A 19,390-nucleotide genomic window follows, 5' to 3' on the forward strand; every position below is an offset into this window, starting at 1 on the left:
CGCCTACACGCAGAGCTACTCGTCGGTGTCGTTCAACGGGTTCGCGCCGTTGAAGACGTACTTCGTCGGCGGGGAACCCGAGGAGATCGGCGAGTTCGTCGGCCGGCACGTGCTCGCGGAGTTCTCGGGCGTGGCGGCCGAGCTGCTCGACGACGTCGAATTCTTGTGCGAAAGCTTGGAATGCGCGTTGCGCAAGGCCGGGGCGACCGTGCGTGAGGTGACCTCCACACGGTTCGACCCGCAGGGGGTGACCGTGGTCGCGTTGCTGTCGGAGTCGCACGCGTCGATCCACTCCTACCCCGAGCGCGGGTCGGTGTTCATCGACGTGTTCACCTGCGGGCGCCGCGCGGACCCCGAACTGGCCGTGCAGCTGTTGCAGGACACGCTCGGCGCGACGGCGGCCAGGACCAGCACCATCCACAGAGGACAGGACGCACGGTGAACATCACGGAATCGGTCGGCACCGGTCTGACGCGGGTCTGGCAGGTCTCGGACGTGCTCGTCGACACCCGCACCGACTACCAGCACCTGGTGATCGGCAAAACTGCCCAGGGCATCTCGTTGTTCTGCGACGACGAGCGGCAGAGCACCGAGCTGAGCCAGCTCGTCTACCACGAGGCCCTGCTGGTGCCCGCGCTGCTGCTGGCCGCCGAGGTGAACCGCGTGCTGGTCATCGGTTCGAGCGAAGGTGTGGTGTGCCGGCTCGCGGTGGAGGCGGGCGCGTCGGTCGTCGACCACGTCGACATCGACGCCCAGGCGGTGCGGTTGTGCGCGCGACACCTGCCCTACGGGTACTCGGCCGCCGAGCTGGCCGCGGCCGAGCGTGGCGACGGCGCGATCCGCGTGCACTACGCCGACGGCTGGGAGTTCATCCGCACCGCCACGCAGAAGTACGACATCGTGGTGGTCGACCTGCCCGACGAGCAGGACGACACCGAGGCGCAGCACAACCGCTTGTACGGCACGGATTCCCTGCGGCTGTGCCGGAACCTGCTCACCCCCGGCGGAGTGGTGGCGTACCAGGGTGGCTGCCCGACGCTGTGGCGCAACTCGACGCTCGTGAAGTGCTGGAAACGGTTCACGGAGACGTTCCCCGCGCCGGTCTACTTCGGCTCGGACGAACACGAGTGGGCGTTCCTCTTCGGCACGGCACTCGACGCGCCGGTGGAGACCATGGTGCAGCGCTGGGCGACCCTGCCGTACCGTCCGCAGACGATCGACGAGCGCACGCTGCGCGGATCCACGGTGCCGCCGCTCAGTCTCCGCCGTTGACCTGGTGCTCCCCCGCCCGCGCGAGGATGCCCTGGGCGTGAAGGACGACCGGCCGATCGATCCTCTGTCCCTCGTGGATGGATACGCAGCCGTCGCCTCGCGGCGGCAGGATCGCCCTGACCTCGCGAACGTCCTTTTCGGACGGAGCGAAACCTCGGTACCGCGGCGGTCTCACCGGGTACAGGCACAGTTTCGCGGAGGGGGACCGCCTCTACCAGGTCCGCCTCGAGGGCGGCGCTGTCGTCGAGCGCGGTCGTCACCCCCGTCGATCGGGGCCGGTGGCCGCGGCGGCGAGGACGACTGCGGAACGGGCGTACCGCGCGGCGCGGTGTGCGAGGTGTGGTCGACGCCCGGCTGCGCGGTGTGGTCGACGCTGCCGAACGCGGCCCGGACCACGCCGGGCACGGCGCAAACCGCTGCCGCGCCGACGATCCCGGCCGCTGCTTCGAACAACGGGCCAGCGTGGCGCCCGCCGTGAGCGACCGGGCGACCTCGGCGAGCGCGGCGGCGTCTCGGCTGGGGGGAACACGCCGCCGCACCAACCGCGGCGAGGTCGTCTTCGAACCACGGCGTGCCCGGAGGGTCGATCCGCACGACAGCCCGGCGCCCGGCCGCCAGCCACTCCCGCACGTGGCCCCGGGGCTCCTCGCCCCGGACATCCCCCGCACCCCAGGAAGTCCTGCGGGCGTTGAGGGACAAGCGCGCGCCGGTGTGGAGCGGCCCCTGAGATCCACCGGCCGAGAGAGGGCCGAGGACAATTCTCCTCCCAGAGCGGGGAAAGAGCCGTGCCCTCACCGTCGGCGGAGGTTGCCGACCGGAACACGCTCCGGAGCAGCCACTTGCGCCGCACCACAGCGGGCGCACATCACGGCGCGCCCGCCCGGCTGGCGACCAGCACGCCGGGCGTCGAAGACTCCGAACTCCTCCCCCGCGGTCTGGGACTTGCACGTGGTTCCACCACAGTGGACGCAGCAGCCGATCGCCGGGGTGGTCGCGTCGTTTTCGGTGCAGTCGTGACAGATCACAGCTGGTTCTCCTGTCCAGAGTGGTGCCACAGCCGGTCTCGGCATCGCCGGCGCGGGCGGCGGAGGTTCGCGCCCGAGGTGGCGTCCACCTCGCGGCTGATTTCTGTCCGGTCGAGGAAAGGCGGGTTGTCTTCCGTCACAGCAGCTTCGCGACGACCTCGGGCAGCAGGCGGAGGAACGCGCGCACCGCCGCGCTCTCGTAGGCGCCGGTGCGGCGGAGGAGCACGACGGTCCGCGCGGGAAAGCCGGGGTCGAGCGGGATCGTCGTGAGGTCGGGGTGGTCGTGGGCCAGGACGTCGGGCAGGACCGTCGCGACGGGGCCGCGCCGCACGATCTCCAGCAGCGCCTGGATCGAGTTGGCTTCCACGGTGATCCGGGGATCGATGCCGTGCTGCGCGAAATACGTGTCGATGTGGGTACGGGTGACGAAATCACGGGTGAGCAACGCGAGTTCCCGGTCTTCGAGTGCGACGGTCGTGACCGCTCGGCCGCACACGAGACTCAGCGTCTCCTCGAACAGCGCGGTGGCGCTGATGCCCGGCGCCGCGCTGTCGCCGAACCCGATGCCGGCGTCGAGGTCGTCGGCGAGCAAGCGGGCCTCGATCTCATCCTGCGCCCGCTCCTCGATCGTGAGGGTCACCCCCGGGTGGCGTTCGCGCAGTTCTGCCACCAGCGGGCCGACGAGATAGGTGGTGAACGTCGGCGTCGTCGCCAGGCGCAGATGGCCACGGGAGAGATCCTGGACGTCGTGGACGGCGCGTTCGCCGGAGGCCAGGTCACGCAGGGCCTGGCGGACGTGCCGCACGTAGGCCTCGCCGGCGTCGGTGGGCCGCACGACGCGGCCGGTGCGATCCAGCAGCTGCACACCCAGTGCGCGTTCGAGCTGCTTGATCTGCTGCGACAACGTCGGCTGCGAGACGTGCAGCTCCTCGGCGGCGCGGGTGAAACCGCCGCACTCGATCACGGCCAGCAGGTAGCGCAGGTGACGCAGTTCCGGTGCCATGAAACCCACTATAGATGCGAGCGATAGGGATCATCAGATCTGCGACTTTGCGCCTATACAGACACGTCAGGCATCGTGAATGGAGCAAGGCCGAACCGGCCTGCAGCCCACCTCGGAGGTGATTCGAATGCAGGACACGGCCGAAGGCGTCCGGCACTTTCAGCAAGACGTCCACCCGCGCAAGGCGCAGTTGTTCGAGCACCTGGCCACCCACCACAAGCCGGGCGCGCTCTTCATCGGCTGTTCCGACGCGCGGGTCGTGCCGGAGCTCATCACCAGCAGCGAGCCCGGTGAGCTGTTCGTGATCCGCACCGCCGGCAACCTGGTCCCCGCCTACCACCCCGGCGCGGACGCGGTCACCGCCAGCATCGAGTACGCGGTCGCCGCCCTCGGCGTCACCGAGGTCATCGTCTGCGGCCACAGCGCCTGCGGCGCGATGACGGCCCTGGCCGAGGACCACGACCTCTCGGCCACCCCCGCCGTCGCCGGCTGGCTCGAACAGGCCGACGCCTCCCGGGCCCGCGTGAAAACCCCGGGCGACGTACCGGAACTGGTGCGCCAGAACGTCCTCGCCCAGCTGGCCACGCTGGCCACCCACCCATCGGTCGCCCGCGGCCTCGCCTCGCGGACGCTCAGCCTCCACGGCTGGGTCTTCGACATCGCCACCGGCCGCGTCGACGTGCTCGACGCGGACTGAAACCCCCACCACGGAAGGAAACCCGCCCCATGCTGCACACCCAGCTCGACCCCACCGCCCGCGAAGCGCTCGCCGTCGCCGCCGTCGAAGCCAAGACCCGCAAGGACCTGTCCTGGCAGCAGATCGCCGACGCCGCCGGGCTTTCGGTCGCCTTCGTCACCGCCGCTGTGCTCGGCCAGCACCCCCTGCCCGAGCCCTCCGCCCGAGCGGTCGCCGAGCTACTGGACCTCGACGCCGACGCCGTGACGCTGCTGCAGGCGGTGCCCACGCGCGGCTCGATCCCCGGCGGCGTGCCCACCGACCCGACGATCTACCGCTTTTACGAGATGATCCAGGTCTACGGCACCACCCTCAAGGCCCTCGTCCACGAGCAGTTCGGCGACGGCATCATCAGCGCGATCAACTTCAAGCTCGACGTGCGCAAGGAAGCCGACCCCGAGGGTGGCGAGCGGGCCGTGATCACGCTCAACGGCAAATACCTGCCGACCAAGCCGTTCTGATCCGTCCGATGGAGACGAATCCGTCCAGCGTCGCCCCGGCGAAGGCTTGGTGAGAAAAGCGATGTCCGATCCGCGCAACGGGTTGCGGAAACCCTTTCCCCTCAACCTGTTCGGAGTCGCCTTCGGACTGTCGGGGCTGGCCGGGACCTGGACGGCCGCCGCCGGTGCCACGGCCGCGATCACCACCGCCTGGTGGCTGCTCGCGGCCGCGGTCTGGCTCGGCAGCGCGCTGCGCTACGGCATCGCCGCCGGAACCGCGCGGCGGATGCTCGACGACCACACCCACCCCGTCCGGAGCCCCTTCGCCGCGCTCGTGCCCGTGACCGGAATGCTGCTGGGCAGCCAGCTGTCGCGATTCGCACCGCACGCCGGACGAGTGGTGGTGCTCGCCATGTTCACCGCGGCCGCCACGATCGGCGCCCTGTACCTGGCCAAAGCGCTGACCGGGCAGCACGACCTCGACAGCATGCACGCCGGCCACCTGCTCCCCACCGTCGCCGCGGGGCTGATCGGCGGCCAGTCACTCGCCACGGTCGGCCTCCGCGACGCCGGCGTCGCGGCCTTCGCGGTCGGCATGCTGATGTGGGTGCTCCTCGGCGCGACCATCCTCGCGCGCCTCGCGTTCCGGCCACCGCTGCCCGACCCGCTGGTCCCCACCCTCGCGATCTTCGCCGCCCCGCCGACCGTCGCGGGCAACGCGTGGTTCACGCTCAACAACGGCGTCCCCGACCTGTTCGAACACGCGCTGCTCGGCGTGTTCGCACTGTTCTTCCTGTCCCAGCTGACCCTGCTGCCCCGCTACGCCCGGCTGCCGTTCACCCACGGGTTCTGGGCCTTGACCTTCACCCTCGCCGCCGGCGGAACCTACGGCATCCACTGGCTCACCGCGGTCCACGCCGCCGGCGCCACCACGTGGGCGTCGGTCATCCTCGCCATCACGACGACGCTCATCGCCTCGATCGCCGTGCGGTCGATCACCCTAGCGATCTCCGGCCTCGCGCCGGGCGTCCGACGCGACCCGCCACTGACGCGATTGCCGGCCGGACGGCGAGGCTGAGCGCTGGCGCTCGACCGTTCAGGGCGCGGATAAATCCTTCAGCTGCCGGAGTCCCCACGCCGGGACCTGGTGAACCACCGCGCCCCCTCGCGCTGGCCGGCCACCGGCGCCGAGAACAGGACGTGAAGTAGCTGGCTGCGGCACTTCGGCCCCGCGCCCGGACGCCCCCGTGCGGCTCGTGTGCCTCCCCCACGTGGGTCGCAGCGCGGCCGCCCACCACACGTGGCCCGCCGGCCTGCCCGAGTGGGTCGAATTGATCGTGTGCAGTACCCCGGCCGCGGGGCACGGTCATCGGCCTGCCCGCCCTGGTGGTGAACCTCGCCGTCACCGTGCTGGTGAGCCTGGTGACGCGGCCACCCGCCGCGGCGGCGATCGACGCCGGGACCGGGGACAGCGCTCCCGCCGGGGACCGGGAGCCCGTCGGCGAGGTCGCGCTGCACTGATGAACGCTCCGGACAGCTGCCGGCCCCGGGCGTGCGCCCGGGGCCGGACACACCGCGGCTCGATCGGCCGGCAGACGATAATGGCCGGATGACCATGACTCGGATCCGTGAGTGCCGCACCCTCCGGGGCTTGACCGTCCGCGAGTTGGCGGACCGGGCCTCGGTGTCCACCGGGCTGATCAGCCAGGTCGAACGCGACGTCACCGACCCGAGCCTGAAAACCATGCGGCGGATCGCCGAGGTGCTGGAGGTGCCGCTGTTCAGCCTCTTCCAGGACGGCGAGCACGACACCGTCGCCGTCATCCGGCGGGAGAACCGGTACCGCATCTCGTCACCGCACCACGCGATCACCTACACCCGCGTCTCGCCCGGCGGCGCGAAGCTCGAGGTGCTCGAAGGCCTGCTCGAGCCGGGCTCGGTCTCGGCCGACACGCTGCGCGCGCACCCGTCTGGAGAGTGCGTCGTCGTGCTCTCCGGCCGCCTGACCGTCGAGGTCGGCGACCAGGTGCACGAGCTGAAGACGGGCGACAGCTGCCACTTCGACTCGAACATCCCCCACCGCTTCCGCAACGACGGGCGAACCAGTGCGCGGTTCATGGTGAGTGTGACGCCGCCGAGCTACTGACGAGGAGCTCGCCCGTGGAGCTCGAACCGCCCGGCGTCGGCCGGCAGCTCGGTTCTCGAGGGCAGCAAAGAGGTGTCCATCCCGATGCCCATCGCGACCCCGCCGACAGCACCGTCCTGCGCGCGATCATGCTGGAACTGCGCTCGCGCACGGTGCTGGAGCGCTGGAACGCCACCACGGGTGGCGCCGAGCCCCGCCGAACGATCGTGGACAGCCCGTTCGGCCGCTCGGCGTACCCGGTCTCCGAGGTGGACCGCCGATCACGTCAACAGGACCCGCGCGCCCGGATACCGGGCCACGCGGGAACCGTGATCCTCGCCCAGGGCACGGAGAAACTCGCACTCAGTCAAGTCTGGAGGTCGGTGGCGCGAGGATGACGCGGTTCGTAGATCCCCACTCGGCTGCCGCCGGGGAGCCGGAAGCCGCTCAACCGCCCCCACCGCTCTTCTTCCACCGGCACGCAAGTGACGCCGGCAGCAGCCAGATCGGCCAGCGTCGCGTCCAGCTCGTCGCACATGAAGTACAGCTCGTGCGAAGTCGGGCTGTCGGCAGGGTGGACGGCGAGTTCGGCAGGCGGGAGTTTGAAGATCAGCCAGCCGCCGCCGGCGTCGACGTGGGGGAAGGCGAGGACGTCGCGGAAAAAGGCGCGGTCCGCTTCGGCGTCGTGGCTGGAGACGATCACGTGGGCTCCGCTGATGGGCATGCGGTCACTGTCGCACACCCCCGCGCTGGAAACCGGACTCCGCCGAGGATCAGTCCGGCAGGAAGCCCGCGATCAGCTCGTCGCGGGCGAGCACGTCGTCGCCGTAGAGGTCCTGGAGCCAGTTCGTCTGGTAGATCGTGTCGAGGTAGCGCTCGCCGAGGTCCGGGGCGATGGCCACGGCGGTGAGGTCGCGCTCGTCGTGCTCGGGGAGCCAGCGCATGGCGCCGCTGACGACGGTGCCGGTGGAGCCGCCGAAGAGGAATCCCCTGCGTGCCAGGCGATGGCAGCTGCGGATGGTGTCGGCCTCCTCGACGGCGATCACCTCGTCCACATAGGACTCGTCGAGCAGGGCCGGCCGGACGCTCGTGCCCAGGCCGGGGATCATCCGGCGGCCCGGTGGGCCACCGAAGGTCACCGAGCCGACGCTGTCCACCGCGACGATGTGGACCGGCCGGGGCCATTCGCGGAAGAAGCGGGCGCAGCCCATGAGCGTGCCCGTGGTCCCCGCGCCGACGAACAGCACGTCGAGTTTCGGGAACTGCCGGGCGATCTCCGGCGCGGTGGTCCGGTAGTGCGCCTTCCAGTTGCCCGGGTTGGCGTACTGGTTGAGCCAGACGTAACGGTCGTCGGAGGCGCACAGCTCACGCACCAGTGCGAGCCGCGCACCCAGGAAACCGCCGTCGGCGGCCGGTTCCGCGATGATGTGCACGCGGCTGCCGAGCGCCTCCATCAGGCGCCGGCTGGCCAGGTTGCAGCGCGAGTCGGTGACGCACAGGAACCGGTAGCCCTTGCTGGCGGCGACCATGCTCAGCGCCACGCCGAGGTTGCCCGAGGACGACTCGACGAGGATCGAGCCGCGCCTCAGTAGTCCCTGCCACTCGGCGGCCTCGACCATCTCGGTCGCGGCCTTGAGTTTGATCGAGCCGGCGAAGTTGAACCCCTCGCACTTGAGGAAGAGCGAGCGCCCGAAGATCGATTCGAGGTCGACGTACAGCTCTTCCTCGTTGAAGTCCGTCGGATCGGATATCACGGTCACGATGACCCCCTCCCTGGTGGATCGTCAGCCGTAGCGGCGCAGTTCGTGGAAGAAGTCCGGGATGACGGTCAGCTCGCCGTCCCGGGCGATCTCGTCGTAGACGTATTTGCCCACCGCGAGGTCGAGGACCCCGAGCCCGAACGGCGAGAACACCACCGGCCGGTCGGCCGGCACGGAGACCCGTCCGGCGAGGACGTCGTCCAGCGTGCCGTCGAGGAACTCGCGCCCGCCCGTGAGCTGCTCGGCCAGGTGCGGCGACGTACCGGCCTTCAGGCAGTGCTCGACGTCGTCGACGAAGTTGGCCGTGCTCAGCAGCAGCTCCGGCGCGAGATCCCGCAAGGAAACGTGCAGCACCACCGGATTGTGGTCGAACCACGACCGCTCGGACACGTGCGGCCGCCCCGCGACGGTGGCGAACACGATCAGGTCGCTCGAGGAGATCAGCGACTCCGCCGACTCGTGGACCGTGATCCGCCCGCCGGTCCCCGTCCGCGTGAGGTACCCGTGGAACCCCGCGGCGCTCTCGGCCGACAGGTCGTGCACCCCGAGCTCGTCGAACTCCCATCCGGTGCCGGCCAGGAAGGTGTGGACGTAGCGCGCGATGAGCCCCGTCCCGACGAACCCGACGCGCATCGGCCGGGCCCGGCCCCGGCTCAGTGCCGCCGCGGCACACGCGGCCAGCGCGGCCGTCCGCGTGGCGCTGATGATGGAGCTTTCCAGGCACGCGAACGGGTATCCGGTGTCGTGGTCGTTGAGGATCAGGACCGCCGACGCCCGGGGAATCCCGGACTCGATGTTCCCGGGGAAGCTCGAGATCCACTTCAGACCGTCCACTCGCACCTGACCGCCGATCGAGGCCGGCAGAGCGATGATCCGGGACGCCGGGCGGTCGGGGAACCGCAGGAAGTACGACGGCGGGTTCACCGTGTCGCCCGCGCTGTGCAGCCGGTAGGTAGCCTCCACCAGTTCGACGATCTCCTGCTCGCGCCCCGCGAGCGTGCGCCGTACCTGGCCGCCGCCGATCACGGCGAACGGGGGCACGGTGTTCGGCCCGTCGGCACCGGCGCGGGCCGGGTTGGGTCGGATCGCGGTCATCTCGCACCCGCTTCGACACCCGGCGCGAGGCCGGCGGGCCGCACCGGGTCGGCCAGCCCGACGAGCACCTCGCGGGGCCCTTCGAAGGGCTCCCGGCTGTGCGCGGTCCGGATGTTGTCCACCAGCATCAGGTCCCCGGCCTGCCACGGCTCGCGCACGGTGTTGGCCTCGTAGACGCGGTTGAGCAGCGCCACCACGTCCTCGCCGATCGGGTCGCCGCTCCCGAAGCGGGTGTTGAACGGCAGCGCGTCGGCCCCGTAGACCTCGATCAGGTACTCGTGGATCTCGGGATCCATCGTCCATTCGTTGAGGAACGCGACCTGGTTGAACCAGCAGCGCCGACCGGTGACCGGATGGGGCACGACGGCGCTGCGCCGCTGCCGGGTGCGCAACCCGCCGTCGGGCTGCCATTCGAACTCGATCTCGTTGCCACGGCAGTAGTTCTCGATCGCCGCCCGGTCGTCGGTGCCGAACGACTCGGCGACTGTCGCGCCGATCTCGTCGTTGTAGTTGCGGGTGAGCAGCCAGCCCTCCTGCTCGAATCGGCGGACGAGGTCGGCGGGCAACGCGTCGAGCACGGTCGGCGAGTCCGACACCGCGGTGGCGCCGCCTTCGGTGGGCGCGCCGAGGCAGGCGAACAGCAACAGACCGGGAACCTCGAGCCGGTAGCTCAGCTCGTGGTGCATGCACATCGGCTGGTTCTGCGGCCACGCCGACGACGAGTACACCTCGGCCGAGTAGACCTCGCGCGGCGCGAAGGCCTCGCGATCCTTCATGAGCTCGCCGGCGAGCCGCTCGAACACGGCGGCGACGTCGGCGGCGTCGCTCAGCCCGAGGCCGCGCACGAGCACGCAGCCGTGCTCGGCGACAGCAGCGCGCAGCGTCTCGCGGTGTTCGCTCGCCCAGGCCGGCGCACCGGCACCCGGCTCGGCGGGCAGCAGCGGAACGCCGCCCGGGCTCAGCCGCACTTCGGCGAGCAATGCCGACGGTGAGGAAAACATGTCCTGTCCTTTCCGTTCGAGTTCACGGGACGAGCACCGGTGCGGCGGCGTGCAGCACGATCCGCGCGGTCTCGGCCGGGTTGGTCCGGGGGAAGTAGTGGCCGCCGCCGGCGATCGCCCGCACGTCGACGTGCTCGGCCAAGAGTCGCCATTCGGCGTAGCGGTCGCGGAAGTCCACGGTGATCGGGTCGTCGTCCGCGGCGACGACGGTGACGGGCGTGGTCAGCTTCGCCGCCGGCGGATTCACCAGGGCGGAGGCGAGGTAGCTGTGCGCGGACACGCAGTCGTGCCGGAACGCCGCGCCGACCTGCTCTGCTCGCTCCGGATCGAGCGCGCCGAGGGCGGGGTCACCGCTGTCCGCCGCCAGCTCCGCGGCGATCTCGGCGTTGCTCAGCCGGCCCAGCTCACTGATCGAGGCGCGCCGCTCGTCGGCGTCGCCCAGCAGCTGCGCGCCCACGAACAGCCGCCGTACGTCCACCCCGCGCCCCGTGAGCCGCCGGGCCGTCTCGAACGCGAACGCGGCACCTGCGGAGTGACCCCACAACAGCACGCGCTGCGGAGCGAGGTGATCGATTTCCGCGACGACCTGGTCGACCACCCGCATCATCGGCGCGAACGCCTCGCGGTCGGCGGCCGGGTCGTGCCCGGGCAGCTCCACGGCGTACACCGCGAGCCCGCTTCCCCGCAGCGCCGACGCCAGCGGCCGGAAGTTCACCGAGTTGCCCCCGGCGTGCGGGAAGCAGACGAGCGCGGCGTCCGGTTCCCCGGCCGGCTCGGTGAGCGGCTGCAGCAGCCCGCCGGCCTCGGCGTCGGCTCGGTCGTCGAGCAGCGCGGCCTGGTCGGCGAGCACCGGGTACCGGGTGATCTCGGCGAGCGACACCGCGCGGTCCAGGGCGACGGCCAGCTTCACCGCCGAGAGCGACGTGCCGCCCCGGTCGAAGAAGTGGTCCTGCCGGCCGATCTTCTCCCTCGGGAGACCGAGCACGCCGGCCCACGCGGCCGCCAGCCGCTGCTCGGCGGGTGTCGCCGGTGCGTCGTGGTCTTCCTCGGCGCCTTCGAGCTCGGCCGCCAGCGCCGTCAGCGCCTTTTTGTCGATCTTGCCGTTGGCGGTCAAGGGAAGCTGCTCGCGCCAGTGGAACGCCGACGGGACCATGTAACCGGGCAGCGAACTGCTCAGCCGGCTGTGCACCGCGTCGGCCGGCAACGCCTCGGCGGCGGAGTAGAACGCCACCAGGTGCTTGCCCTGGCCGTCCCGCTCGGCGACCACCACGGCGCCGTCGCCGACCCCGGGCACGCGCAGCAGCGCGTTCTCGACCTCGCCGACCTCGATCCGGAAGCCGGAGATCTTCACCTGGCTGTCGCGGCGGCCCAGGAACTCCAGCCGGCCCCCGGGCAGCCAGCGGCCGCGGTCCCCGCTGCGGTAGAGCCGTTCGCCCACCCGGTGCGGATCCGGCAGGAACGCCGCGCGGGTCCGCGCGAGGTCGTTGACGTACCCCCGGCCCACGCACACGCCGGAGAACACGATCTCGCCGGGCGCGCCCAGCGGCACCGGCTGCAGGTGCTCGTCGACGACGTAGACGTGCACGTTGTTCACCGGCCGCCCGAGCGGGATCCGGCTGGTGTCCGGTGGCCGGTCCATGACCTCGTGGTTGGTGTCGTCGGAGGTCTCGGTGAGGCCGTAGGCGTTGACCAGCTTGACGTCCGGGTACGCCGCGAACCAGCGCTGCACCAGCTCCTTCTTCAGCGCTTCGCCGGTAGCCGACAAGCACCGCAGGTCCGGCAGTGGGCGCGGATGACTCTCCACAAAGGACAGCACGGCTTCCAGATAGGACGGTACGACCTGAGCCACCGCGACCCGGCCCCGCGCGATCCGGTCGACGAACCGCTCGGCGTCGAGGATCACCTCCTGCTCGACGATCAGCGTCTGCCCGCCGACGAGCAGCGGCGCCAGCAGCTGCCACAACGAGATGTCGAAGCACTGGGGCGCGGTCTGCGCCACGACCTGTCCCTCGGCGATCCCCAGGTCGTCGATCTTGGCGTGCAAGTGGTTCAGCATCCCCGCGTGTTCGCACATCGCGCCCTTGGGCTCGCCGGTGGAGCCCGAGGTGAAGTAGATGTAGGCGAGCTGGCGCGGCGTCACGTCGATCCCGAGGTCGGTGGCGGACCGGTGCTCCGCGCAGGCGGCTTCGACGTGCAGTCGCAGCGCGCCGGGCAGCAGCGCCAGCGCGTGATCCAGCGTCTCGCTGCTGCCGCGCTCGGTCAGCACCAGCTCGCAGCCGGCCTGCCGCAGCGTCTTCGCGATCCGCTCGGGCGGGAAGTGCGGTTCGATCGGCAGGTACACGCCACCGGCCTTGAACACCGCGAGCACCGCGGTGAGCCAGCCGAGGTTCCGCTCGGTCACCACCGCCACCACGCTTTCCCGGCGCAGGCCGCGGACGAGCAGCGCCCGCGCCAGCCGGTTGGCCCGCTCGTTGAGCTCACGGTAGGTCCACGCGTGCTCGCCGTGCACGGCCGCGAGCGCGTCCGGGTGCCGCCGCACCCGTTGCTCGAACAGCTCGTGCACCCGCAGGTCGGGCAGCGGCCGTCTCGGTCCGGCGAGCCCGTCGAGCTGGAACCGCAGCTCGTCGGGTGCGAGCAGGCTCTGCGGCGCGTGCTCGGTGTCCGGGGCCGCCACCAGCCGTGCCAGCGCGGCGACGTGGTAGCCGGCGATCCGGGCCGCGGCGGCCGCGTCGAGCACGTCGGCGCGGTAGCGCACTTCGAGACGACGGCGACGGTTCGCGAATCCGACGCGCAGCACCGCCGTCCCGGTGAGCTCACCGTCACCGGCGGGGTCGAAAATGGTCTCGGTGACCGGGCCGGGCACGCCCAGTTCGCGCCGCAGCTCGTCCACCGGGAAATGCCGGTGCGCCAGCATTTGCGACTCGGCCCGGTACGTCTCCGTCACCAGTTCCCGCCACGTCTCCGGCTCCGTCGTCAGGCGGCACGGCACCGGCGCGCCGGCCGGCGCCGCATAGCCGGTCACGACCTCGCGTTCACCGGTCAGCGCGGCCAGCACCCTGGCGTGCGCGGCGAGCAGCACCGAGCTGCCCGGGATACCCAGCTCCCGCGCGAGCCGGCGCACCCCGGCCGCCACCGGGGCGGGCAGCCGCACGGTCGTCGTCCCCACTCCCGCGCCCGGACCCGACGTCCAGCGCGGCACCGTCGTGGCCCCGCCGGCCACGAGCACGTCACGCCAGAACCGGTAGTCCGCTCTCGGCAGCTCTCCCATGTGTTCCCCTCCGCTCACCGTGGCCACGGGCTCGGCCGCCACGTTCCGTCGGCGATGATCGCCTTTCCGTTGTGTCCGTCCGGGGCGCGGCGCCGCGGGCTGGGCCGCCGCTTTCCGTTGGTGACGGCGAACTGCTCGATCGACTTGCCGTTGTGCCCTTCCCGTCGCCGGTGCCGGCCGGCCATGACCCGCCCGTCCCCTTCACGGCCGGACCCGATCTCCCTGGCCGGGTTGCCTTCCCAGCGGGTGTGCGGCGGTACGTCCTCGCCCTTCATCAGGAACGAGTCGGCCGCGAGCACCGAACCCTCGCCCATCGTCGCTCCGTAGTGCACCCACGCGCCGACCCCGACGGTGCTGCGCGGGCCGACGGTGATGCGGTCGGCCTTGAAGGCACCGTCCTCCTGGGAGTGGCATTGCACGTGCGAGCCGACGTTGAGGGTGGCCTCGTCGCCGAACGTCACGAGCGTCTTCTCCGGCATCGCCGCGCCGTCGTCGAACACGCGCCGCCCGACCTTGACCCCGAGCATCCGCCAGGCCAGGTTCTTGAACGGGGTGCCGTTGAGGGCCTGGACGTACACCGTGGACGCCGCCGCCTTCCAGAATCGCTCGTGGCGCCAGAAGCGGCGGTCGTAGATCGAGCAGTACAGCGGCCGCAGCGGGTGCACCACGATGGACGCGCGTTCCACCAGCGTGAAGTACACGGAGCTGAACAGCAGCGCGGCGACCGAGGCCAGCGCCACCGCCGAGACCCCGAACCGCGGGTAGAGCGCTACCGAGGCCCAGCCGAGCAGCGTGACCCCGGAGAAGTAGAACCAGCGCACCAGCAGGAACATCACGGCGGTACCGGCGTTGTGTCGGTTCTTCGCGGCCAGCCGGCGGCGGAACTCGTCGCCGGTGCGCAGATGGTCGAACTGGTGGTCGCGGGCCACCGTGCGCGGGATCTCGAAGCTCGGCGAGCCCAGCAGCCCGACGTTCTCGCGGACGGGCCCGTCGACGGGCACCAGGACCTTGGTCGCGAGCAGGCAGTTCTCCCCCGTCCGCCCCTGGGAGGGGTAGACGATCATGTTGCCGAGGAAGTTGTGCGCGCCGATGGCCGCCCGGGAAACTTTGAAGGACGTGCTCGAGTAATCGGCGTTCACGATCGAGAGCCCGTCCGCGACCATCGTGCCGCTGCCGACGGAGCTCTGGAACGGCGTCTCGTGCTTGACCGCCGTGCCGAAGTTCGAGCCGGTCTGCTCGACATCGCGCATCCGGTAGCCGAGGTAGCGCAGGTAGTGCACGATCGCGGAGCTGTCACCGAAGACGGTCATGAAGAACTTGAGGTTGGTGATCAGCCGGACCGCCCGCAGGATCGAGTAACGCAAGGTGTACAGGCGGTAGACCTTGTCCGGCCTGAGCGCGAGGCTGAGCACGCGCGGGACGACGGCGACGAAAAGCAGCCCGAGCAGCGAGACGCCGAAGAAGATCACGAACGTGACTGCCAGCGCCTTGCCGTAAAACGCCCAGCTTCCGAACGCGACCGTGGGGGTCCCGAGCGCCGTCGTGAGTTTCGGGACCTTCCCGATGAGCAGGTCCACACCGCCGACCGCCAGCGGGAGGTACACGAGCAGCGTGGTCAGCAGCTGAGAGACGCCGTAGGAGAACCGGCGAACCCGGCCGCAGCGTGCGGGCCCGACCCCGCGGTAGTCCGCCTCCGCGCGCAACGCCGGCGACCCGTGCCAGCGCTCACCGGCCGGCACCGCCTGACCGGGATGCAGCGACGACACGTGCCCCAGCTGGGAGCCGTCGCCCATCGACGTGCCGATGTCGAGCACCGACAGCTCGCCCACGAACACGTCCTTGCCCAGCGTCACCGAACCGGTCTGGAGCACGCCGGCTTCGGCCCGGTAGCCGGTGAAGAACGAGTCCTTCCGGATCACCGAGCCTTCGCCGATCGTGAGCAGGTCGGTGCACACGGGCACGTTGCGCGAGAAGATCGCGACTCCCCGGCCGATCTTCGCGCCCAGCGCCTTCAGGTACAGCACGTACAGCGGCGAGCCCAGGAACAACAGCGCCACCGGATTTCGCTGCACCAGCGTCTTGACGAGCCAGAACCGGAAGTAGGCAAGCGTCCACACGCGAATGCGCCGCGGCTTCCACCGGCCGACGAGCACCCACTTCGCCACGACCGGCAGCAGGCACAGCCCGATCAGGCTCGCACCGCCGAACACCACGAGCCGCACGTAGACCTCCAGCAGGTTCGCCGAGGCGTAGACCCACGAAGCACCGCGTACCACCAGGAGTGCGGTGAGATAGGAATAACCCAGGAAAGTCACGAACTGGAGCAGTCCGCAGAGGACGTACGCTCCGGTGCCGGCGCGGGGCAGGTCAGCGGCCTGCACCTGGTCAGGTGCGGCGCCCTGTTCCCGATCCGGTGCTTCGGTCGCCGGCTCCGCCTCGGCGGGTTCGTCGTCGGTGAGCGCGGTCGCGAGGCTCCGCGCGGTCGGGTTGGCGTAGACGTCCTTCATCGACACCGACGGCACGTCCGCCCGTTTGCGGACCCGTGCGCAGAAATGCGCCATCACCAGCGAGTTCACGCCCAGATCGTCGAAGAAGTGGCTCTCGGCCGACACCTGGTCGACCTTCGCCACGTCCGCGAGCACCTCGGTGTAGACGCGCTCGGTGCGATCGGGGGTGATGGCGTGCCTGCCACTCCCCCGTCGAGATTTCGCCCAGTCCGCCGTCAGGAATTCGTCAGATTTCCCCAGGGCCTGGGCTTGGTTCTTCCCACCGGTATTCTCCCGCCTCCACGTCCCCGACCGGCCGGAAGTACCGGCATCGTCTCGGCTACGTTCGCCACCCACTGTAATCCCCATCCGCGTGCCGTCGACCCCGAAACGGTCCTTACGGGCACATTACGCCACCCGGCTCGAACTTCCTCCGAGAACGTCTTCCGAGGTAGCAGATATTTCAGCGGCACGCGGGTAGTTCCGGTACTCCCGCAGGCAATCTCCTTGATCCACCAAGACGTTCGCACACTGTGCCGAGTTCGTCGCGTCGGGTGCAAGGTCATCACCGGTCCGGCGAGACAGCGTTTACGACCGGGCCATCACGACGATTCTTGATTTGTTTTTCAAGCCGTCACACCGATTCGATCATTCACCATCGCGAATTTGATCTTAACTTTCCGTCACCGACGGGTCTGCGCAAGGAACTAACGGGGGGCGAAATACTCCAACCCGCCGGAACCAGCCAATTCATGGTGTTGCACGAATGTGATCCCCAGGGTCGACTGTGATCCCGAGCGTCGACTGGGCGCCCGGACAACCCGTTGTGTCCGACGTGGACACTTGCGGCGCGGTCAGCAGCACCACGCGGCCCCGCACCTCGCCGTCTTCCAGGCGGCGGTGCGCCTCGGCGGCGTCCACGAGGGTGCGGTGCTCCACCCGGCGGGGGCGCAAGCCGCCCGCGGCGAAGCGCGGGTTCAGGGCCGCGGCGGCGGCTGCGAGGTCGGCGACCGTCGCGTTCGAGATGACGAAGCCGACAACCGAGCGGTCGTGCATGCACAGCTCGCGGGCCGGCAGCACGGGGCGGCTGCGGGCTCCGGCCAGCAGCACGATGCGGCCGCGCCAGGTCAGGAGGCGCACCGCCGCCTCCAGATCGTTGCGGCCCGAGGTGTCGACGAACAGATCGACCGGGCCGACCCACGCGAGCTTGGCGGGCAGCCGCTCGTCGCGGTGGTCGAACGCCTAGGCCGCGCCCAGGCCCCGGCAGCGGCCGACGTCGGCGGCCGCCGCGGTCGTGAGGTTCCTGGCGCCCGCGGCGGCCGTCAGTTCGATCAGCGCGCCGCCGACGTTCCCACCACCGCCTGCGACCAGCACCGTCTCGCCGGGCAGCAACCGGCCGAAGGTGACCAGATACGCGGTGGCGGCCGGGTGCGCCATCGCGACGACGGCGAGCGGATCGGCGCCGCCCGGCACGTGGTAGAGCTGGCCGGCGGGCACCACCGCGCGTTCGGCGGCCGCGCCCTGGCGCCCGGCATACCCGAGACTGTTGCACCAGGCCCACGCACCGGCCCGGGATCCGTGGGCGTCCGCGGCGACGCGTGCCACGAGGCCCCGGCCGAGGACCAGCGGCAGCGGGACTTTCGGCACGTACAGCCCCGGAGCCGACGAAGGTGTCGACGGGATTCACCGACGTCGCAACGACATCCACCACGACGTCACCCGGACCGGCTACAGGTTGGGGCAGGTTGCCGAACCGGATCTCCGCCACACCACCGAGCCGTTCGACGTAGGCCGCACGCACGTTTTCTCCTCCTGAACGGGGTAGCCGCCACCGACGCCGGTCAAGACCCGCTTTCGAGCTCCACCGGCCCGGCGAAGTGGAACGCCGTGATGTCCAGCCGGTGGCGGAGGTAGAACCGGTGCGCGTGGGGGTTGGCGACGCCGGAGTCGAGCTCCAGCCGAACGCACCCGCCGCGCCGGCCCAGCGTCTTCAGCTCGCCCAGCAAGCGGGCGCCGACTCCCCGCGACCGCGCGGCCTCGTCGGTGACCAGGTCGTCGACGAACAGGACGCGGCCCCGGCTGGTGACGAGCGTGCGGTACCCGGCCGCGGCCAGCGGCTGCCCAGCCGGCGAGTAGGCGATCAGGTACCGGGCAGGCCCTGGTCGTGTCCTTGGGTCACCAGCTCTTCGAACAGTTCGCCGGACAACGCCGGACGCAGCAGCAGCGGCAGCGGCAGCAAATCCTCCGTCACCCGCGGATCGCCGGCCGGTCCCAGCTCCCGGAATACCAGCTCGCATGCGCCCATCGACCTGCAGCTCCTCGCTCTTCCAGCCAACCCGGCGCTCGAGTGGGGACGTCGCCGCCGCCGCGGGGCGGGGCGGTGCCCGGCGCGGCCGCGGCGACAAACCGTCGAACCTGATCAGTCCCGGCCCGCGAGCGCGAGCTTGCTCGCCGGCCGCGCCGGGTCGGTGAACATGACTTCGTGGGGACCTTCGAGCGTCACCAGCCGGAAGGTGCCGAGCCGGCGGGCCTTGGCCAGGTAGCCGTGCCCGGGGTCACCCGGGGGAAGAGCCGAGTCCTCGCCGCACAGGACACAGCTGCGGGGAACGGCCCGCGCGAGGTCGGCGTCGCCGATGAACGCGTCGCGCCAGACCTCGAACGGCACCATCACCGTGTCGTCGCTCGACTGCGCGGCCAGGACCGGGAACAGCCCCTGGTAGGCGGGCGGGGCGTTGTCCAGCACGCTCGTCCCGTTGGCGGAGACGAAGGCGGTCAGGAACACCAGCCGCCGCACCCCGATCGGGCAGGCGCTCGACGACCCGGGCGACGACGCTCCCGCCCCAGCTGTCCCACGAGGACGAAGCCGGCGAGGTCGTGCCGCTCGACGTAGTCGGTGACCGAGCCACGCAGTCGTCGTGGGTCACTTCGCGCGACGCTCCGGCGCCGTGGCCGGCGACGGTCGGGCTGTGCACCTCGTGCCCGAGGTGCGCCAGGTGCTCGACCACCTCGGCCCAGGACGACCCGTCGTGCCACGAACCGTGCACGAGAACGAAACCGACACTCCGGCTCCTTCAGTGAACCGGCGGCTACACGCCGGCTTCGGACGTGGCTTCGGCGAGGCCGTAGTTGCACAGCCAGCCCTCGCGGACGTCGGCCTCCGGCACGTGGTCCACCGTGTA

At 70.8% G+C, this 19,390-nt stretch carries 20 protein-coding genes; 8 read left to right on the forward strand and 12 right to left on the reverse strand.

Annotation, left to right across the window (positions count from 1 at the left end; translation table 11 throughout):
- Positions 1–49 precede the first annotated feature (49 nt).
- Positions 50–442 carry an adenosylmethionine decarboxylase gene (gene speD, locus AB0F91_RS06060; protein ID WP_360596258.1) on the forward strand — a complete coding sequence of 131 codons (393 nt, stop codon included), beginning with the start codon at positions 50–52 and terminating at the stop codon, positions 440–442.
- Positions 439–1,272 carry a spermidine synthase gene (locus AB0F91_RS06065; protein ID WP_360595240.1) on the forward strand — a complete coding sequence of 278 codons (834 nt, stop codon included), beginning with the start codon at positions 439–441 and terminating at the stop codon, positions 1,270–1,272. Before speD ends, AB0F91_RS06065 begins: the two co-directional genes overlap by 4 nt.
- Positions 1,273–2,433: 1,161 nt before the next feature.
- Here AB0F91_RS06065 and cynR read toward each other — a convergent pair.
- Positions 2,434–3,300 (reverse strand): transcriptional regulator CynR, encoded by an 867-nt coding sequence (gene cynR / locus AB0F91_RS06070; protein WP_360595241.1) that lies wholly within the window; start codon positions 3,298–3,300, stop codon positions 2,434–2,436.
- 127 nt (positions 3,301–3,427) lie between these two features.
- Here cynR and AB0F91_RS06075 point away from each other — a divergent pair, with 127 nt between their 5' ends.
- The 6 genes from AB0F91_RS06075 to AB0F91_RS06100 all read left to right on the forward strand — a co-directional run bounded on the left by AB0F91_RS06075 (position 3,428) and on the right by AB0F91_RS06100 (position 6,999).
- Positions 3,428–3,997, forward strand: coding sequence for a carbonic anhydrase (locus AB0F91_RS06075; RefSeq protein WP_360595243.1), 570 nt, complete (start codon positions 3,428–3,430; stop codon positions 3,995–3,997).
- Between the two features lie 29 nt (positions 3,998–4,026).
- A complete protein-coding gene (gene cynS, locus AB0F91_RS06080) occupies positions 4,027–4,497 on the forward strand; it encodes a cyanase (RefSeq protein WP_285967901.1) in 471 nt (156 codons plus the stop codon).
- 61 nt (positions 4,498–4,558) lie between these two features.
- Entirely contained in the window at positions 4,559–5,554 is a 996-nt protein-coding gene (locus tag AB0F91_RS06085; RefSeq protein ID WP_360595245.1) for a hypothetical protein, read from the forward strand.
- Between the two features lie 311 nt (positions 5,555–5,865).
- Entirely contained in the window at positions 5,866–5,997 is a 132-nt protein-coding gene (locus AB0F91_RS06090) for a hypothetical protein (protein ID WP_360595247.1), read from the forward strand.
- A 94-nt stretch (positions 5,998–6,091) separates the two neighbouring features.
- The gene (locus AB0F91_RS06095; RefSeq protein ID WP_360596259.1) at positions 6,092–6,622 is read left to right on the forward strand and encodes an XRE family transcriptional regulator; all 531 of its coding nucleotides are present in this window, start codon (positions 6,092–6,094) and stop codon (positions 6,620–6,622) included.
- A gap of 14 nt (positions 6,623–6,636) precedes the next feature.
- Positions 6,637–6,999: a hypothetical protein gene (locus tag AB0F91_RS06100; protein WP_360595248.1), complete on the forward strand. Its 363-nt coding sequence runs from the start codon at positions 6,637–6,639 to the stop codon at positions 6,997–6,999.
- On the opposite strand, the gene AB0F91_RS06105 is transcribed toward AB0F91_RS06100, so the two are convergent.
- The 11 genes from AB0F91_RS06105 to AB0F91_RS06155 all read right to left on the reverse strand — a co-directional run bounded on the left by AB0F91_RS06105 (position 6,969) and on the right by AB0F91_RS06155 (position 18,993).
- A complete protein-coding gene (locus tag AB0F91_RS06105) occupies positions 6,969–7,325 on the reverse strand; it encodes an extradiol dioxygenase (protein WP_360595249.1) in 357 nt (118 codons plus the stop codon). The two genes, AB0F91_RS06100 and AB0F91_RS06105, sit on opposite strands and share 31 nt — an antisense overlap.
- A gap of 49 nt (positions 7,326–7,374) precedes the next feature.
- A complete protein-coding gene (gene sbnA, locus AB0F91_RS06110; protein WP_360595251.1) occupies positions 7,375–8,361 on the reverse strand; it encodes a 2,3-diaminopropionate biosynthesis protein SbnA in 987 nt (328 codons plus the stop codon).
- 24 nt (positions 8,362–8,385) lie between these two features.
- Positions 8,386–9,456 (reverse strand): 2,3-diaminopropionate biosynthesis protein SbnB, encoded by a 1,071-nt coding sequence (gene sbnB / locus AB0F91_RS06115; RefSeq protein WP_360595253.1) that lies wholly within the window; start codon positions 9,454–9,456, stop codon positions 8,386–8,388.
- Entirely contained in the window at positions 9,453–10,457 is a 1,005-nt protein-coding gene (locus tag AB0F91_RS06120) for a TauD/TfdA family dioxygenase (protein WP_360595255.1), read from the reverse strand. Before AB0F91_RS06120 ends, sbnB begins: the two co-directional genes overlap by 4 nt.
- Positions 10,458–10,479: 22 nt before the next feature.
- Positions 10,480–13,725, reverse strand: a complete 3,246-nt coding sequence (locus AB0F91_RS06125) for an amino acid adenylation domain-containing protein (protein ID WP_360595257.1) — start codon at positions 13,723–13,725, stop codon at positions 10,480–10,482.
- A 14-nt stretch (positions 13,726–13,739) separates the two neighbouring features.
- Positions 13,740–16,451 carry a Pls/PosA family non-ribosomal peptide synthetase gene (locus AB0F91_RS06130; RefSeq protein ID WP_360596261.1) on the reverse strand — a complete coding sequence of 904 codons (2,712 nt, stop codon included), beginning with the start codon at positions 16,449–16,451 and terminating at the stop codon, positions 13,740–13,742.
- A 510-nt stretch (positions 16,452–16,961) separates the two neighbouring features.
- Positions 16,962–17,429 carry a zinc-binding dehydrogenase gene (locus AB0F91_RS06135; RefSeq protein ID WP_360596263.1) on the reverse strand — a complete coding sequence of 156 codons (468 nt, stop codon included), beginning with the start codon at positions 17,427–17,429 and terminating at the stop codon, positions 16,962–16,964.
- 24 nt (positions 17,430–17,453) lie between these two features.
- Positions 17,454–17,858: a hypothetical protein gene (locus tag AB0F91_RS06140; protein ID WP_360595259.1), complete on the reverse strand. Its 405-nt coding sequence runs from the start codon at positions 17,856–17,858 to the stop codon at positions 17,454–17,456.
- Between the two features lie 194 nt (positions 17,859–18,052).
- Positions 18,053–18,355, reverse strand: a complete 303-nt coding sequence (locus tag AB0F91_RS06145; RefSeq protein ID WP_360596264.1) for a GNAT family N-acetyltransferase — start codon at positions 18,353–18,355, stop codon at positions 18,053–18,055.
- Positions 18,352–18,516 (reverse strand): hypothetical protein, encoded by a 165-nt coding sequence (locus AB0F91_RS06150; protein ID WP_360596300.1) that lies wholly within the window; start codon positions 18,514–18,516, stop codon positions 18,352–18,354. Before AB0F91_RS06150 ends, AB0F91_RS06145 begins: the two co-directional genes overlap by 4 nt.
- A 114-nt stretch (positions 18,517–18,630) precedes the next feature.
- Entirely contained in the window at positions 18,631–18,993 is a 363-nt protein-coding gene (locus AB0F91_RS06155) for a hypothetical protein (protein WP_360595261.1), read from the reverse strand.
- Positions 18,994–19,390 lie beyond the last annotated feature (397 nt).

The sequence above is a fragment of the Amycolatopsis sp. NPDC023774 genome (assembly GCF_040639695.1).
Lineage (GTDB): Bacteria > Actinomycetota > Actinomycetes > Mycobacteriales > Pseudonocardiaceae > Amycolatopsis.

Coding starts and splice junctions, on each gene's coding strand:
- cynR (WP_360595241.1), bottom strand. CDS start 3,300: ATGGCACCGGAACTGCGTCACCTGCGCTACCTGCTGGCCGTGATCGAG.
- sbnB (WP_360595253.1), bottom strand. CDS start 9,456: ATGACCGCGATCCGACCCAACCCGGCCCGCGCCGGTGCCGACGGGCCG.
- AB0F91_RS06150 (WP_360596300.1), bottom strand. CDS start 18,516: ATGGGCGCATGCGAGCTGGTATTCCGGGAGCTGGGACCGGCCGGCGAT.
- AB0F91_RS06105 (WP_360595249.1), bottom strand. CDS start 7,325: ATGCCCATCAGCGGAGCCCACGTGATCGTCTCCAGCCACGACGCCGAA.
- AB0F91_RS06095 (WP_360596259.1), top strand. CDS start 6,092: ATGACTCGGATCCGTGAGTGCCGCACCCTCCGGGGCTTGACCGTCCGC.
- AB0F91_RS06085 (WP_360595245.1), top strand. CDS start 4,559: ATGTCCGATCCGCGCAACGGGTTGCGGAAACCCTTTCCCCTCAACCTG.
- cynS (WP_285967901.1), top strand. CDS start 4,027: ATGCTGCACACCCAGCTCGACCCCACCGCCCGCGAAGCGCTCGCCGTC.
- AB0F91_RS06120 (WP_360595255.1), bottom strand. CDS start 10,457: ATGTTTTCCTCACCGTCGGCATTGCTCGCCGAAGTGCGGCTGAGCCCG.
- AB0F91_RS06125 (WP_360595257.1), bottom strand. CDS start 13,725: ATGGGAGAGCTGCCGAGAGCGGACTACCGGTTCTGGCGTGACGTGCTC.
- AB0F91_RS06075 (WP_360595243.1), top strand. CDS start 3,428: ATGCAGGACACGGCCGAAGGCGTCCGGCACTTTCAGCAAGACGTCCAC.